This window comes from Ensifer sp. 2TAB8 (assembly GCF_052115125.1).
Lineage (GTDB): Bacteria > Pseudomonadota > Alphaproteobacteria > Rhizobiales > Rhizobiaceae > Ensifer.
The window spans coordinates 1-14,196 of sequence record NZ_JBFRGB010000053.1 but is presented as its reverse complement, the minus strand read 5'-3'; the positions used below and the strand labels follow the sequence as shown (position 1 = coordinate 14,196).

Here is a 14,196-nt window from a genome sequence, read left to right as displayed (position 1 = left end):
TCCTGACGGCGACGGGTCCGCGCGGCGTTCTGTTCACGGTGACCGTGACGAATGCGGCRACGGGTGCCTATACGGTCGAACTGAAGGACAATGTGCTGCATACGGCCGGTCCGAACRGCGAGGACACCGTCTCGGTCGGCCTCGGCTATACCGTGACGGACGCCGACAGCTCGGTTGCCAACGGCACGCTGACGGTCAACTTCAACGACGATGTTCCGAGCATTCAGTCCATCAGCAATGCCTATATGGCCAATGGAGTCGGCGCCCTCGAAGGTGTCATCAATGCGACGCCCGGCGCAGACGGCATCGCGATCTACAAGATCGACAGCGTCAACGGCCTGCCGTCGGGCTGGAGCGCATCTGGTACGGGAACCGGCCAGGTGTTGGTCAAGGATAACCTGGGTAACGACGTGTACCGTCTTACGACGAACACGGATGGGACCTATCAGCTAGAGCAACTGAAAGAACGCCCAGGGACCCCGGTAACCATCGAGGCTGCCAACCAGTTTAGCAACAGCCCGGTCACCAGCTACGACTTCGGGTTTGCGAAATTTACGGCTCTCGCGAGTGCGTCGGGGCAAATTCGCTTCAACGCGAATACCTCGCCAACTGGCGGCAATGAGTTCGGTATCGGCAACACCGCATTTACGACAGGCGAGAAATTCAAAATAGAGTTCGACAAGGACGTGTCGTCTGTAACCTTGCAGCTTGGCACAGTGCAAAATGGCGGAGCCATTCAGTTCACGGTCAAAGATGGGAATAATCCGGCAATTAGTTTCAGCAAGTCTGTGAGTGTTGGTCAGACGACTGTGACGATCCTTCCGAGCGATGTCGGGTTCAAGTTCGATTACATTGAGGTTCTCGGCACTAGTGGCATCAGTGCATCCTTCAAGACGGTGAGTTACACTGAAACGGTTGCCGCATCAGACCTGACGCTGACCTTCGGCATTGTGGGACGCGATCAGGATGGTGACCTTTCCAATTCGTCCACACTGACCTTTGTTTCCGACGGGTCAGACACGACGGCCAATATCATCACGGGAAGCGCGCAGGATGACGTCATTTATGGCGGCGTCGGCGATGACACCCTCAGCGGTGGCAATGGCAATGACGTCATCTATGCGAGTGCCGGGAACGACAAGATCGACGGTGGCGCTGGCGTTGACCTGCTCGATCTCTCGGATGCCACGGGACCGGTCACGTTTACGCTGGTGCAAAGCAGCTCCGACACGTTCGTAAACCTTACGAGCGTCGGCCTGGGTAACGAGACCTACAAGAACATGGAAGGCGTTAAGGGTTCGGATTTCAACGACACCCTCAACGGCAGCAGCAGCAACGACGTTCTCATGGGCGGTGCGGGCAATGACACGCTCTACGGCAATGACGGCGACGATCTGCTTTTCGGCGGCATCGGAGACGATACGCTCTATGGGGGCAATGGTGCCGATACGCTCTACGGGGGGGCTGGTGACGACACGCTCTACGGCGGTCTCGGTAACGATGTCCTCAATGGCGGCTCCGGCTCCGACCACATGACAGGTGGCTCTGGCGCTGACACCTTCGTGATCGACTCGGATTCCTTGCTCCCGGGCATCGACGACGTCATCACGGACTACAAGTACGCCGAAGGCGATAGCGTTGATCTGACGGCTCTCCTGGGCAACCTGCCGTCGGGAACTGCCTTGCAAGACAACTTCGTGCGCGTTCAGGACGCAGGTGGCGGCAATGCCAATCTGCAGGTGGACACGGACGGCAGCGCCGGCGGCGGCACCTGGCATACGGTCGCCGTTCTGGAGAACTTCCAGGTCTCGTCCGATGTGGTGAAGGTCCTGTTCAACGAAAATGGGACGAAAACGCCACAAGATGTTCATTAGCATCTTATCGATCTCGACAGTTCAGCGGTTCTCGGTAATCATCCGGGAACCGCATTTTCCAGGGGGAATGTTTTCATGATCAGAAGCATGCTGGTGGGGGCGATGGTCGCTCTGATACCCGTTTCAGGTTTCGCGGCCGATCTCATCGTCGATTATGCGCCACCCGCGCAGCAGTGCGCAGAAGCCAGCCAATCCTCGCTCACCGTTGACCAGGACGTCTCGACCTTGACCAAGGAAGTCGTGTCGCGCATGGACGAGGCGATCGCGGTCGCCGATGACCCGCACTGGATCTCGTCGACCCGGCCGACCTTCGTCTGGGCATCCGAGACCAAGGTTGCCTGCGGCAAGGCCTATGGCTACCTGCAATCCAACTGGCGCGACGAGGACTACATCTCCAAGTGTGATTGCTTCTATACCAAGATGCGGAATTACATGAATTGAGGCTGGCGGTTTGATCGTCATGTCCCACGCTGTCGTTTCACCGACCAGGCGGGCGTCGTCCTGTCGGCGGTGGCTGGTCCTTGGCGCGCTCGCGCTTGGCACACTTGCAGGCTGTCAGGGCGCGCCCACACCCCAGGACGTGCTCGACGTGGAATCTCCGCAGGCGAGGCACGCGCGACGCGCGGCCGAACATGCGGCGAAGCCGCAGGAAACCTTCGGCAATGGCGCTACACGGATCGCGCTGATCACGGCATTGATGGCGCCGTCAGGGGAAACGGTACGCGAACGCGACATCCGCGACGGCGCCTCGCTCGCGATCGAAGAGGTGGGGGGCGGCCAACTCTCGCTGCTGGTTGAAAACACCGACGGTTCGCCACAGCAGATCCAGGAGGCGGCGAAGCGGCTTGCGGGCCAGAACGTCGCACTCGTCGCGCTGTCGGTTGCCGATGTGCCGGTCAGCAGCGTGCGGCAAGGGCTCGGCTCTTCCCGCGCACCGCTTTTGGTTATGCGCGGCAACGGCGCCGAACGGCCACCGGGCACCTACGCCTTCGCGTCCGACCGTATCGATAGTGCGGTCGAGGGGGCATCCTATGCGGTGGCGTCCGGTCGCAAGCGGCTTGTTGTGCTCTTGCCGAGCGATGTTTCCGCCACCGAGCGGCAAAGGCTTGATCGCGGGCTTGCCGGCTATGGCATCAAGCCCATACTGGTTGCCGTGACGGGAACCACAGCATTCGCGGGCGACGCAGCCTCAAAGGCCAAGTTGAAGGACACCGATAGTGTGCTCGCGATCGGTTCGGGAGATCCGGATGTCGGCGCGCTGTCGCAACTCAAGGCTAACGGCTACCTAAAACCGGACGCGATGATCATCGGAAGCTCGGGCTGGGCGAATGCCGCTTACAAGCGCCCCGAACTCTCGGGAAGCCATCTCTGTCTCTTCGGCCCGGAAAACGGATCGCGGATGACCTCGCGCTATCTCGATCGGTACGAGCGGGCCGCCGGCACAGATGCGGCCTATGGCTTCGATGTAATCGCGCTTGCTGCCGGCCTCGTGCGCAGCCAAGGCGAAACCGCCATCACGCAGGAAAGCTTGCGCTCTCCAAACGGCTTCATCGGCGCTGCGGCCGCCTTCCGCTTCGAGAAGAATGGTTCGGTCGAACGAACCTGCGCGGTCTATCAGGTCACCTCCGGTAGCGTGAAGCTCCTCGATCCAGCGCCACGTTCCTTCTAAAGCGCTCGCTGGTCTAGTACTTCGCCCAACTGTCTGAAGCGCGGCAATCCTCGGGCTTGCCGCGCCTCTCGTTTGGGGCCATGAAGTGAGCGCTCCGGGCGCCGAAGTCGCTCGTTGAGGGTGTCCGCGAGGCGTTGCGCTGACCTTAGTCGAGCGTCAGCAGCGTGCTCGTGCTCACGCCGCCATTTGCAGCGTCCTGATCCTGACCTTGTCGATGTTGCGACCGTCGAGCGCGACTACCTCGTAGGATAGCCCACCGAAGCTCACACTCTCGCCCTGGTTCGGCAGATGCCCGAGCCGCCAAAGAATAAGCCCTGCCAGCGTCGAATAGCGGTCGGCCTCGTCGACGAGATCGACCTCCAGCAGCTTCGAGACATGCCGGATGTCGATCCATCCATCAACAAGCAGCGCGCCATCCTCTTCGTGCTCGACGGTCAACTGATCGTCGCCGTCGTCGGCAAAATCGCCCGCGATCGCTTCGAGCAAATCGGTCGGCGTAACCATGCCTTCCATCGAGCCATATTCGTCAAGGACGATCGCCACCTGAAGCGGCGACTGGCGCAACTGCTCGAGCAGGCGGAGCGCGCTGACGGTCTCGTGCACGACCAGGGGCTGGCGAAGTGATCGGTCGAAATCGATCTTGCCCGTTTCCAAGAGGTCTCTCAAAAGGTCCTTCGCCAGCGCGACGCCGAGGAACTCGTCGAGATTGCCGCGTGCGATCGGGAAACGCGAATGCCCCGTTTCGATGATCTTGCGGCGCAGTTCGTCGTCATTCTCCTCGATGTCCAGCCACTCGATATCGAGCCTCGGGGTCATGACCGACTTTGCGGGCCGGTCTGCAAGTGTCAGCACGCTCTCGATCATCTCGTGCTCGACCGGCGTGAACAGTTCGCCTTCCGTCGCCCTTTCTGCAATGACATCGGCCGTATCGCCCAGGGACGTCTCACTCTTGCGTCGACCAAGGAGCGAAAGAACGGCATTCGCCGTGCGCTCGCGCAAGTCGCCTGTCGTCATGAAGCGCTCACGGTTGCGACGACCGATCTGGTTGAACGCCTCGATCAACACCGAGAAGCCGATCGCAGCGTAAAGATAGCCCTTGGGAATATGGAAGCCGAAGCCTTCGACGATCAACGAGAAGCCGATCATCATCAGGAAGCCGAGGCAAAGTATGACGACGGTCGGGTGCTTCGAGACGAAGGCCATCAGCGGCTTCGAAGCGAGCAGCATCACACCGACGGCGACAATGACCGCGATCATCATGACGGAGAGATGCTGCACCATGCCGACGGCGGTGATGACGCTGTCCAGCGAAAAGACGGCGTCGAGGACCACGATCTGCACGAGGACCTGCCAGAAGACGGCATGCTCGACTTTGCCATCCTTGTGGCCGGAATGCCCCTCGAGGCGCTCGTGCAGCTCCATCGTTCCCTTGAACAACAGGAACAGACCACCAAACAACAGGATCAGGTCCCGGCCGGAAATTTCCAAACCGAGCACGGTGAACAGGGGCGTGGTCAGCGTCACGATCCAGGCGATCGACGCAAGAAGGATGAGGCGCATGCCAAGCGCCAGACCGAGGCCGATCAGTCGGGCCTTTTCCCGTTGATGCTCAGGCAGTTTGTCCGCGAGGATGGCGATGAAGACGAGGTTGTCGATACCGAGCACGATCTCGAGAACGATGAGGGTGGCGAGACCCGCCCAGGCGGCCGGATCATTCATCCATTCGAACATCATTGGGTTCAAAGGCCAGCCCCAAGGGCAAGGCCAATCCTTCTGTTGTTAAGGGGAGAAAACAAATTTCGCCCGACGCCTGATGAACAGCCGCGAGCGAGAGGGCAGTGTGATTTTGGGCCGCGCGCCAGCGCGGTCGAAATACGACCTGGCAAACGTTGGTCAGGTTCGGCGTCGTCAGGCATCCCGTATAGTCCACCGTGCCGGGCATGCCAGGGACCGTTCGGCATTCAGCAGGCCGAAAACTGCGCATTCTCCGCGTCCGGGCAGATGGTTGCCCATCGTTTCCGGAAAGGTACTAGATCGAGGGTTTGGCGCGGGTGAGGTCATGAGGAAGGTTGTCTCTGAGGGGGCGGCTTCCGGGGGAGGGGGATGAGACCCCGGAAGCCAAAAGCGGCGTCAAATGTCTTCGTCGCCGCCGAAGTCCATGTCGTCAGCCGGTTCTTCCGGCGCCGGGGCGGGGGCGGCGGCGGCCTGAGCCTCGTTACCACCGAACATGCCCGCGATCGCATTGCCGAGCAGGACGCCACCTGCGACGCCCATCGCGGTCTGCGCGGCGCCGGCGAGGAAGCCGCCGCCGGTGCGCTGTTGCATCGGCTGGCCGTAGGCCTGGTTCTGGTTACCCCATGGCGAGCCAGGTGCGGCGCTGCCATAGCCGGGCTGCTGCGGTGCCTGGCGCTGCGGGGCGGCGTTGCTCCTGAACATGGAGGAGAAGAACCCGCCGCGCTGTTGGCTCTGGGTGGACTGAGCCTCCAGTTCGTCAATCCGACGTTGAGCCGCCTCCAATGCCTGCTCCTGCACGACAATCGTTTGCGCCATGTAATAGGGCGCGCCCGGCTGCTGGCCGATCCGCTCCTGAATGAAGCGGTCGGCTTGCGCGTCGCGCAGCGCGGATTGGCGCTCCGCCTGGGCAAGTTTGGAGAACAGGCCGTCAATGGCCTGCTGATCGTTGCGATCCATGAGATATGTCCTTGATATCGACGACGGTTATTCTTCGCGCTGGCCGGTGAAGTTCAGCAGCAGCTGGAAGATGTTGACGAAGTTCAGATAGAGCGAGAGAGCGCCGAAGACCGCCAGCTTCTGCTGGGACTCCTGGTCGAAGTTGTCGGCATACTGTTCCTTGATGTTCTGCGTGTCCCAGGCGGTCAGGCCGACAAAGACGATGATGCCGATCACCGAAACGGCAAACTGAAGAGCGCTGGAGCCGAGGAAGATGTTGACGATCGAAGCGATCATCACGCCGATAAGGCCCATGATCAGGAACGAACCGAACTTCGCGAGGTCCCGTTTGGTCACGTAGCCGTAGAGGCTCGTCGCTCCGAACATGGTGGCGGCGATGAAGAAGGTGCGGGCGATGCTGGCGCCGGTGAAGACCAGGAAGACCGAAGCAAGCGACAGGCCCATGACGGCGCAGAAAGCCCAGAAGGTCATCTGTGCCGAGGATGCGGACATCGAATGCATCTTGAACGAAAAGAAGAAGACGAAGGCCAGCGGAGCCAGCATCACCACCCATTTCAGCGGCGTGGAGAAGATCGGCACGTAGAGCGCCGGCGTGGTGCCGACGATGAAGGCCACAAGGCCCGTGACGACCAGGCCGAGGCCCATATAGTTGTAAACGCGCAGCATATGCTGGCGAAGGCCCTCGTCGAGGGCGGCGACAGACGCCCGGCTCATGCCGCCGAAGCGGTTCTGGTTCGAATACATGAAGGTTTCCTCAGTAGAGTGAGTTCTTGAGAAGCTCGGCCTCATCGCTGAGGCCGATGCCCGGCGTGCTTGAAACGACGGCATAGGCGACCTCGCCGACCTGCCACCAGGCAGCCTCGGCATTGGAAAGGTTGAGGTCCTTCACGGGCTCCACCGCGAAGTGACCGGGCCTGCCGGCGAAGAGGGAGATGAGTGTGCCGGCATCGGTCTTGACGCTCGTCTCGACGCTGGGCCCGAAATCCGAGGGGAAGACCTGGACATCGACGACGTTCCAGTCCTTCGGAAGTTCTGGCATGACGATCGCGGTCGCGGCACGAATGTCATCCCGGTCATAGGTCTGCACTTCCGGCTGCGACGGCATTCCCGCCCTGAGGGCAGAGGTCTGGTGCGCGCGGATGGCCTGCTCGACGAAGGCCGGCGGGTGGGCCGATGCATTGACTTCGCTCGGACCGACCGACGAATGTGCGATCCAACCCACCGAGACCATCAAGCCGACCGCCGCTACCTTCTGCAGGGCGTTCCACACACGCGCGTTCGCCAGTCCCGACGAAAGGCGCCGGGCCGCCTCGCGGGTCTCGGGACGGCCGGCAACGACATCCGACGTCATCGCCAGCTTGAGCGTGGTTCGCATGCCGAGGTCGGCCATGACGCGGGCCGCCGCGTCCGGGTTCCTGGCAAGCCAGGTCTCAACGCGGATGCGGCCGGCGGCATCGAGCTGGTTGTCCACATAGGCATCGAGATCCGTATCGATAATCGTGTCGACGTCAGTCATTGCCGCCTCCGACAAGCCTCAGGTGGTTGGGCTTTTTCGTTCCGTTTTCGAAGTCTCTGAGGCTCGCTCTGGCGCGGGAGACGCGCGACATCAATGTCCCGACGGGAATGTCGAGTATGTCGGCAGCCTCCTGGTAGGAGAGATCCTCGACGGCGACGAGATGAAGGGCTTCGCGCTGCTCTTCCGGCAGCATCATGAACGCTTCGCGAACCTGGGCGAGGCGTACGCTGTGCTCCTGGTGGGCCGGATAAGATGCCCCGGCCCCTTGTGCCGTCTGATCGTCACGCTGGCCGCGGGAGATCGCGGATCGCACCCGGTCGATATGCGTATTGCGAACAATGGCGAAAAGCCAATGCCTGAGGCTTGATCCTGAACGGAAGGTCGAGCGCCGCTCAAACGCTCTCACCAGCGCGTCATGTACGAGGTCTTCTGCATCGGGCGAATTGCGTGCAAGCGAGCGCGCATAGCGCCGCAATGCGGCCAGCTGCCCGATAACGTCAAATGCGCCTTTCTTCGAATCCATACCCGCATATACGGAGCCGATGCGGTTTCTCATCCATCGCGCAGAAAAAAAATTAAAGAAATCTGATCAGCGCCACCGCGACGCCGATCCAAATGGATAGATCGCGACCAGATTGCGGGCTTGCCGAAAGCCTCAGGCCGCATAGAACCCATCCTCTTTTCTGCTCCGCACTACAAACGACCTCGGACCACCGCGCGTTGGCACGATGGTCCGAAACCCCTGTTGTCTCCTCAAAACCCGCGGGGATGCGGAGACCCCTGGCTCCATATCGTGTCGGTAGCCTATTCGATGGCCCATCGCGGTGTCGTCGAAACCCACCTGTCGAGCCTGCGCGTCAGCCGGACGCGCACTGTGGCGCTGTCCTACTTCACGACCGCGCCCCACCTGCTGCTGCAGTCGGACCTGATCTTTTCCACCAGCCGTCATTTTGCCAGCTTCTTCGCGGGGGCTCTTACCGCTCGTCGTGCGCCAGCCGCCGATCGAGTTCCCGCAGATGGTCTTTCACATGCTCTGGCACGATCGTTCGCATCATTCACCGATGCACCGTTGGTTGCGCGAGATCATCATGCAGGCGCGCAACAGGATCGCCACGTAGGTTTCGGTGTGAAGCCGGTCGTACCGCAGGTGCGCGGTCATAGGCGCATGTCATCGCCTTGCCGGTGGCGGGCCAACAGAGTTGCGGACCACCAGGTCGGGTCTCAGCAGGATTTCCGTTTCTGACGGTGCGCGGTCCGAAAGCATCTCGAGGAGCAACGCCATCGCGTGCTTGCCGATCGCGGTGCGTGGTTGCCTGATCGTGGTCAGGGAAGGGGTCATGAAGCTGGCTTGCGGGACATCATCAAAACCGGTGACAGAAAAATGCTCCGGTATGTCGTAACCCCGTGCCTTGAGGCCAAGCGCAACACCAAGGGCAGTCTGATCGTTGACGCACATGAATGCTGTCGGGAGGTCGTCGCGCATGAAGAGCTGTTCCAGCGCCAGCCGGCCGCTTTCCACCGTTCCATCGCCTTCGAGGATGAGGCGGCGGTTTTGGGGGATGCCGGCAGCGGCAAGTCCGGCTTCGTAGCCCGAGCGGCGACGGCCATAGGCCAGCCGCGTATGGGAGTCGCCGATGAATGCGATCCGCCGATGCCCTTCGGCAATGAGGAGGTCGACCGCCTTGCGCGCGCCTTCGACGTCGTCGACGCCGACATAGGGAATGCCTCCGTTGAAGACCGGCTCGAATACGCCAACGGTCGGCGGTAGCCGTGGTGTTACTTCCTGGTGGCCGAAAGGAAGAATGCCCGTAAACAGGATCAGGCCGGCTGCCTGGTTCGAGTTGAAGAACTTCAGATATTCCAGGCCGCGCTGGGCATCATTCTGGGTATGCCCAATCAGTACGCCATAGCCATGGGCGCGGGCTTCGTTCTCAAGGCCGACCAGAATGCTGGAGAAGTTGGGATCGCCGATATCGGGCGCGACCACGAGGATCATGTTCGAGCGGCCCAGCCTCAGGCTGCGCGCCATCGCGTTGGTGGTGTAGCCCGTCAACGCGATGGCCTGGTTGACCTTCAACCGCGTCGACTTGGCAACCTTTTCCGGCATGTGGATTGCCCGCGAAACCGTCGCGATCGACACCTCGGCGATCCGTGCGACGTCTTCAATGGTTGCGGGGGTGGAATCGGACACTCGGTTGGCCTCGGGCTTGGTTGCGAGACACTACACAGACTTGCCTGACGGTCAAACGCGCAGGCCGAAAAAATTGTCGAACAAGCACGATGTAAACCTTTACATCGGTCCGTGTAAAGGTTTACATCATTGAAAAAGCGGTGGAGGCCGCAGGGAGGGGAAAATGACCACGGAGGTTGTCGACGGGGCTCCCGTCGTGCTGTCCGCGCGCCGCATCAGCAAGTCCTTCAGCGGCGTGCAGGTGCTGTTCAGCGTCGATTTCGAGCTGCGGCAGGGCGAGATCCACGCGCTGATGGGTGAGAACGGCGCGGGCAAGTCCACGCTCGTCAAGATATTGTCCGGCTTCGAACAGCCGACCTCAGGCGAGATCCTGCTCGACGGCCAGTCGGTAAAGCTCCCGGCAAACGGTGCTGCCGAGGCGCTCGGCATCGTCATCATCCATCAGGAATTCAATCTGGCCGAACATCTCACCGTCACTGAGAGCCTGTTTCTCGGCCGGGAGGTGACCAGGTTCGGCGTGCTCGACCGCAAGTTCATGCGCGCTGAAACGTGCCGTGTTCTCGATCTGCTCGGCTCTCACGTCGACGAGAATGCGATGATCGGCTCACTGTCGATTGCCGAAAAGCAGATGGTGGAGATTGCCAAGGCGATCAGCCGTGACGCGCGTGTCGTCTTCATGGACGAGCCGACGGCCGTGCTTTCCCGCGAGGAAACGAACTTTCTGTTCCGCCTGGTACGCAAGCTGCGCGACAAGGGCACGAGCTTCGTCTTCGTGTCGCACAAGCTCGACGAGGTCATGGAGCTTACCGATCGCGTGACGGTTTTGCGCGACGGCCAATGGATCAAGACGTCTCCGACCTCGATCCTCGACGGCGAGGCAATCGCACAGTTGATGGTCGGCCGGGAGCTTTCGAGCCTCTATCCCGCCAAGACAGAACCCGACGTCGACGAGGAGGTCGTGCTGCGCGTCAGTTCGGTCTCGACAGGTTACGTCAAGGACGCAAGCTTCGAGGTCCGCCGCGGCGAAATCCTCGGCTTTTCCGGGATGATCGGTTCGGGCCGAACGGAATTGATGGAGGCGATCGTCGGGTTGCGCTCGCGTCTGGCCGGTGAGGTCTTCGTTCGTGGCCAGCCGGTGGCGTCCGGTGACGTGCATGCGGTCAACAATGCCGGCCTCGCCTACATGACCAAGGATCGCAAGGCAAAGGGCCTGCTGCTCAATGCCGGCATGATGGCGAACCTCACGCTGCAATCGCTCGATCGGCATACCCGGCTCGGTTACCTCGATCCCGGAAGCGAAGAAGCGGCTCTCGTCAAGGCACGCCGCCGGTTTGACATTCGCGTCAGGGACGACAGTGTCGTCGCCGGACGCATGTCGGGCGGCAACCAGCAGAAGCTGCTGCTTGCCAAGGTCATGGAGACCGACCCGAGCATCATCATCATCGACGAGCCGACGCGCGGCATCGACGTCGGCACCAAGCAGCAGATCTACCATTTCATCTCGGCGCTCGCCCGGGACGGGCGCTCGATCATCGTCGTTTCATCGGAGATGCCCGAGGTCATTGGCCTCTGCAGTCGGGTGGTGGTCATGCGCGAAGGCCACATCGCCGGCATCCTCGAGGGTGACGAGATCTCCGAGCAGGAGATCATGCGCTACGCCGCAGGCTTGAAGAAGAAAACGGCAGCTTGAGGCAGGGCCGGCGCATCCTGCGAAGATGCCGAGAACAATAAGATTCCCGAGAGCTGGGACGGAGGTTCAATTGGATATGAGCGTAAACGAGGAAGGCAGCCAGGGCGCAATTCGCCGTCGCAGCTGGCGCGACATCGATCTAAGGGCCGTGGCGCCGTTTGTCGCGCTGGCGTTGCTGCTGCTGGTTGGCGCCCTGGTCAATCCCAACTTCATCAGCATCAACAACCTCGCCAATGTCGCCACCCGCAGCGCCTTCATCGCCATCATCGCGGTCGGCGCCACCTTCGTGATTTCGTCGGGCGACCTCGATCTCTCCGTCGGAGCCATGGTCGCCTTCATCGCCAGTCTGATGATCCTCTTCATGAACTCCGGGGTCATCGCAGATCCCGTGCTCATGCTCCTGGCTGCGATCCTGTTCACCATCGTTGCCGGCGCACTCTGTGGCCTTACCAACGGCTTGATCACCACCGTAGGAAAGATCGAGCCCTTTATCGCGACGCTCGGCACCATGGGTATCTATCGCGGCTTGACAACCTGGTTGTCGCAGGGCGGCGCGATCACGCTCAAGGAACCGGAGCTTCAGGAGATCTATCGTCCCGCCTATTTCGGCACCATCTTCGGCGTGCCGGTTCCGATCGTCGTCATCCTCGCCGTGACCGCTGTCGCCGCCTTCATCCTCTACCGGACCCGCTACGGACGGCATGTCGTCGCCGTCGGCTCCAATCGCGACGTCGCGCGCTATTCCGGCATCTCGGTCAACCGCGTCCGCACCGTCGCCTTCGTGATCCAGGGCCTCTGCGTGGCGGCGGCCGTGCTTCTCTACGTGCCGCGTCTCGGCTCCACCTCGGCAACGACGGGCATCCTGTGGGAGCTGCAAGCGATCACCGCCGTGGTCGTCGGCGGCACGGCGCTCAAGGGCGGAGCGGGTCGTGTCTGGGGCACGATCTGCGGCGCGTTCATCCTCGAACTGGTCGGCAACATCATGCTGCTCTCCAACTTCATCAGCGAATACCTGATCGGCGCCATCCAGGGTGCGATCATCATCATTGCGATGCTCGTCCAGCGCTCGCTGGTTCGGAAATCGTGAGACGGCCGGGTCCACAGGTCTCCCGGCCTGCAACAGGCTGACCTGATATTTGGGAGGAACTTAATGCGTAATAAGCTATTCGGCCTGACCCTCGCGGCCATGACCGCCCTTACTGGCGTGTCGCACGCGCAGGAAGAAAAGAAAGTGACGATCGGTGTCTCGATCCCGGCGGCCGACCATGGCTGGACCGCCGGCGTGGTCTTCCATGCCGAGCGCGTCGCCAAAATCCTGATGGAACGCAACCCGGGCCTCAACGTCATCGTCAAGACATCTCCCGATCCGGCGAGCCAAGCCAACGCCGTACAGGACCTCGAGACGCAGGGCATCGACGCTCTCGTCATCCTGCCGACCGATCCGGATCCGCTGGTCAACGCCATCAAGGAAGTGAAGGGCAAGGGGACCTTCGTCGCTCTCGTGGACCGTGCGCCGAGCGTCAACGACAACTCCGTGCGTGACCTTTACGTCGCGGGCAACAACCCCGCACTTGGTCAGGTTGCCGGCGAATACATCAAGGCAACGACGCCGGAAGCCGAAGTCGTCGTCATCCGCGGCCTGCCGATCCCGATCGACCAGCAGCGCCAGGACGGCTTCGACAAGGGCATCGAAGGCTCGAAGGTCAAGGTTCTCGATCGCCAATACGGCAACTGGAACCGCGACGACGCCTTCAAGGTCATGCAGGACTACCTGACCAAGTACCCGAAAATCGACGTCGTATGGTGCCAGGACGACGACATGGCTGTCGGCGTACTGCAGGCGATCGAGCAGGCAAAGCGCACCGACATCCAGTATGTCGTCGCCGGTGCAGGCTCGAAGGAAATGATCAAGAAGGTCATGGACGGCGACAAGATGATCCCGGTCGACGTTCTCTATCCGCCAGCGATGGTCGGTACGGCGCTTGAGATGACCGTGGCCAACTTCTACGGCCAGGTCCCGGTCCGCGGTGTCTACACGATCGATGCGACGCTGGTGACAAAGGACAATGCCAAGGACTTCTACTTCCCGGATTCGCCATTCTGATCCGGAGTTGAGGCAAAAGGCGGCCCGCGATCTGCGCGGGCCGCCATCAGTCTGCGCATGCGCGCAACAGGCCAGTCAGGCTGGCAGCGCTACACATCCGGAAATCCGATGTGACGTCGTCTTGGGCCCCGTGACGGTTCCGGGGGCGTCTCCGATCGTCCGGCAAAGCTTTCCAACGGAGGAGACGAGACATGAAAACCATCAAGGGGCCAGGGCTCTTTCTTGCACAATTTGCCGGTGATGCGGCGCCGTTCAATTCCTGGGATGCGATCACCAAATGGGCGGCCGATTGTGGCTACAAGGGCGTGCARGTCCCGAGCTGGGACGCACGGCTGATCGATCTGAAGAAGGCCGCAACCTCGAAGACCTATTGCGACGAGTTTGCCGGCAAGGCCCGCGACAACGGCGTCGAGGTGACGGAGCTTTCGACCCATCTGCAAGGCCAGCTGGTCGCCGTGCAA

12 protein-coding genes and 1 pseudogene are annotated in these 14,196 nt (G+C 61.4%); 7 read left to right on the top strand and 6 right to left on the bottom strand.

Annotated features, from left to right (window positions below):
* The 3 genes from AB4Z53_RS35085 to AB4Z53_RS35075 all read left to right on the top strand — a co-directional run.
* The coding region (locus AB4Z53_RS35085) for a calcium-binding protein (RefSeq protein ID WP_441600009.1) at nt 1-1,874 on the top strand (1,874 nt) is incomplete at its 5' end.
* 75 nt (nt 1,875-1,949) lie between these two features.
* Nucleotides 1,950-2,315, top strand: a complete 366-nt coding sequence (locus tag AB4Z53_RS35080; protein ID WP_113538824.1) for a hypothetical protein — start codon at nt 1,950-1,952, stop codon at nt 2,313-2,315.
* Nucleotides 2,316-2,334: 19 nt separating this feature from the next.
* Complete coding sequence (locus tag AB4Z53_RS35075) at nt 2,335-3,543, top strand: ABC transporter substrate-binding protein (protein ID WP_441600007.1); 1,209 nt, start codon at nt 2,335-2,337, stop codon at nt 3,541-3,543.
* A gap of 174 nt (nt 3,544-3,717) precedes the next feature.
* Here AB4Z53_RS35075 and AB4Z53_RS35070 read toward each other — a convergent pair whose 3' ends face one another.
* The 6 genes from AB4Z53_RS35070 to AB4Z53_RS35045 form a co-directional block, all read right to left on the bottom strand.
* Nucleotides 3,718-5,277 carry a TerC family protein gene (locus AB4Z53_RS35070; protein ID WP_441600011.1) on the bottom strand — a complete coding sequence of 520 codons (1,560 nt, stop codon included), beginning with the start codon at nt 5,275-5,277 and terminating at the stop codon, nt 3,718-3,720.
* Between the two features lie 396 nt (nt 5,278-5,673).
* Nucleotides 5,674-6,234, bottom strand: a complete 561-nt coding sequence (locus AB4Z53_RS35065; RefSeq protein ID WP_441600005.1) for a DUF2076 domain-containing protein — start codon at nt 6,232-6,234, stop codon at nt 5,674-5,676.
* 27 nt (nt 6,235-6,261) lie between these two features.
* On the bottom strand, nt 6,262-6,978 hold the full coding sequence (locus AB4Z53_RS35060) for a Bax inhibitor-1/YccA family protein (protein ID WP_441600003.1): 717 nt from the start codon (nt 6,976-6,978) through the stop codon (nt 6,262-6,264).
* Nucleotides 6,979-6,988: 10 nt separating this feature from the next.
* Nucleotides 6,989-7,750 (bottom strand): anti-sigma factor family protein, encoded by a 762-nt coding sequence (locus tag AB4Z53_RS35055; RefSeq protein ID WP_441600001.1) that lies wholly within the window; start codon nt 7,748-7,750, stop codon nt 6,989-6,991.
* Entirely contained in the window at nt 7,743-8,273 is a 531-nt protein-coding gene (locus AB4Z53_RS35050) for a sigma-70 family RNA polymerase sigma factor (RefSeq protein WP_441599999.1), read from the bottom strand. Before AB4Z53_RS35050 ends, AB4Z53_RS35055 begins: the two co-directional genes overlap by 8 nt.
* Nucleotides 8,274-8,918: 645 nt before the next feature.
* On the bottom strand, nt 8,919-9,941 hold the full coding sequence (locus AB4Z53_RS35045) for a LacI family DNA-binding transcriptional regulator (RefSeq protein ID WP_441599998.1): 1,023 nt from the start codon (nt 9,939-9,941) through the stop codon (nt 8,919-8,921).
* A gap of 163 nt (nt 9,942-10,104) precedes the next feature.
* Here AB4Z53_RS35045 and AB4Z53_RS35040 point away from each other — a divergent pair, with 163 nt between their 5' ends.
* The 4 genes and pseudogenes from AB4Z53_RS35040 to AB4Z53_RS35025 form a co-directional block, all read left to right on the top strand.
* Entirely contained in the window at nt 10,105-11,631 is a 1,527-nt protein-coding gene (locus tag AB4Z53_RS35040; RefSeq protein WP_441599996.1) for a sugar ABC transporter ATP-binding protein, read from the top strand.
* A 76-nt stretch (nt 11,632-11,707) separates the two neighbouring features.
* The gene (locus tag AB4Z53_RS35035; RefSeq protein ID WP_113538814.1) at nt 11,708-12,718 is read left to right on the top strand and encodes an ABC transporter permease; all 1,011 of its coding nucleotides are present in this window, start codon (nt 11,708-11,710) and stop codon (nt 12,716-12,718) included.
* 63 nt (nt 12,719-12,781) lie between these two features.
* Complete coding sequence (locus AB4Z53_RS35030) at nt 12,782-13,735, top strand: substrate-binding domain-containing protein (protein ID WP_441599994.1); 954 nt, start codon at nt 12,782-12,784, stop codon at nt 13,733-13,735.
* Between the two features lie 191 nt (nt 13,736-13,926).
* A pseudogene (locus AB4Z53_RS35025) lies at nt 13,927-14,196 on the top strand (sugar phosphate isomerase/epimerase); the annotation flags it as partial.

Excerpts from the sequence above, each read along its gene's own strand:
- AB4Z53_RS35080 (WP_113538824.1), top strand. The coding sequence starts at position 1,950 with ATGATCAGAAGCATGCTGGTGGGGGCGATGGTCGCTCTGATACCCGTT.
- AB4Z53_RS35075 (WP_441600007.1), top strand. The coding sequence starts at position 2,335 with ATGTCCCACGCTGTCGTTTCACCGACCAGGCGGGCGTCGTCCTGTCGG.
- AB4Z53_RS35070 (WP_441600011.1), bottom strand. The coding sequence starts at position 5,277 with ATGATGTTCGAATGGATGAATGATCCGGCCGCCTGGGCGGGTCTCGCC.
- AB4Z53_RS35065 (WP_441600005.1), bottom strand. The coding sequence starts at position 6,234 with ATGGATCGCAACGATCAGCAGGCCATTGACGGCCTGTTCTCCAAACTT.
- AB4Z53_RS35060 (WP_441600003.1), bottom strand. The coding sequence starts at position 6,978 with ATGTATTCGAACCAGAACCGCTTCGGCGGCATGAGCCGGGCGTCTGTC.
- AB4Z53_RS35055 (WP_441600001.1), bottom strand. The coding sequence starts at position 7,750 with ATGACTGACGTCGACACGATTATCGATACGGATCTCGATGCCTATGTG.
- AB4Z53_RS35050 (WP_441599999.1), bottom strand. The coding sequence starts at position 8,273 with ATGGATTCGAAGAAAGGCGCATTTGACGTTATCGGGCAGCTGGCCGCA.
- AB4Z53_RS35040 (WP_441599996.1), top strand. The coding sequence starts at position 10,105 with ATGACCACGGAGGTTGTCGACGGGGCTCCCGTCGTGCTGTCCGCGCGC.
- AB4Z53_RS35035 (WP_113538814.1), top strand. The coding sequence starts at position 11,708 with ATGAGCGTAAACGAGGAAGGCAGCCAGGGCGCAATTCGCCGTCGCAGC.
- AB4Z53_RS35030 (WP_441599994.1), top strand. The coding sequence starts at position 12,782 with ATGCGTAATAAGCTATTCGGCCTGACCCTCGCGGCCATGACCGCCCTT.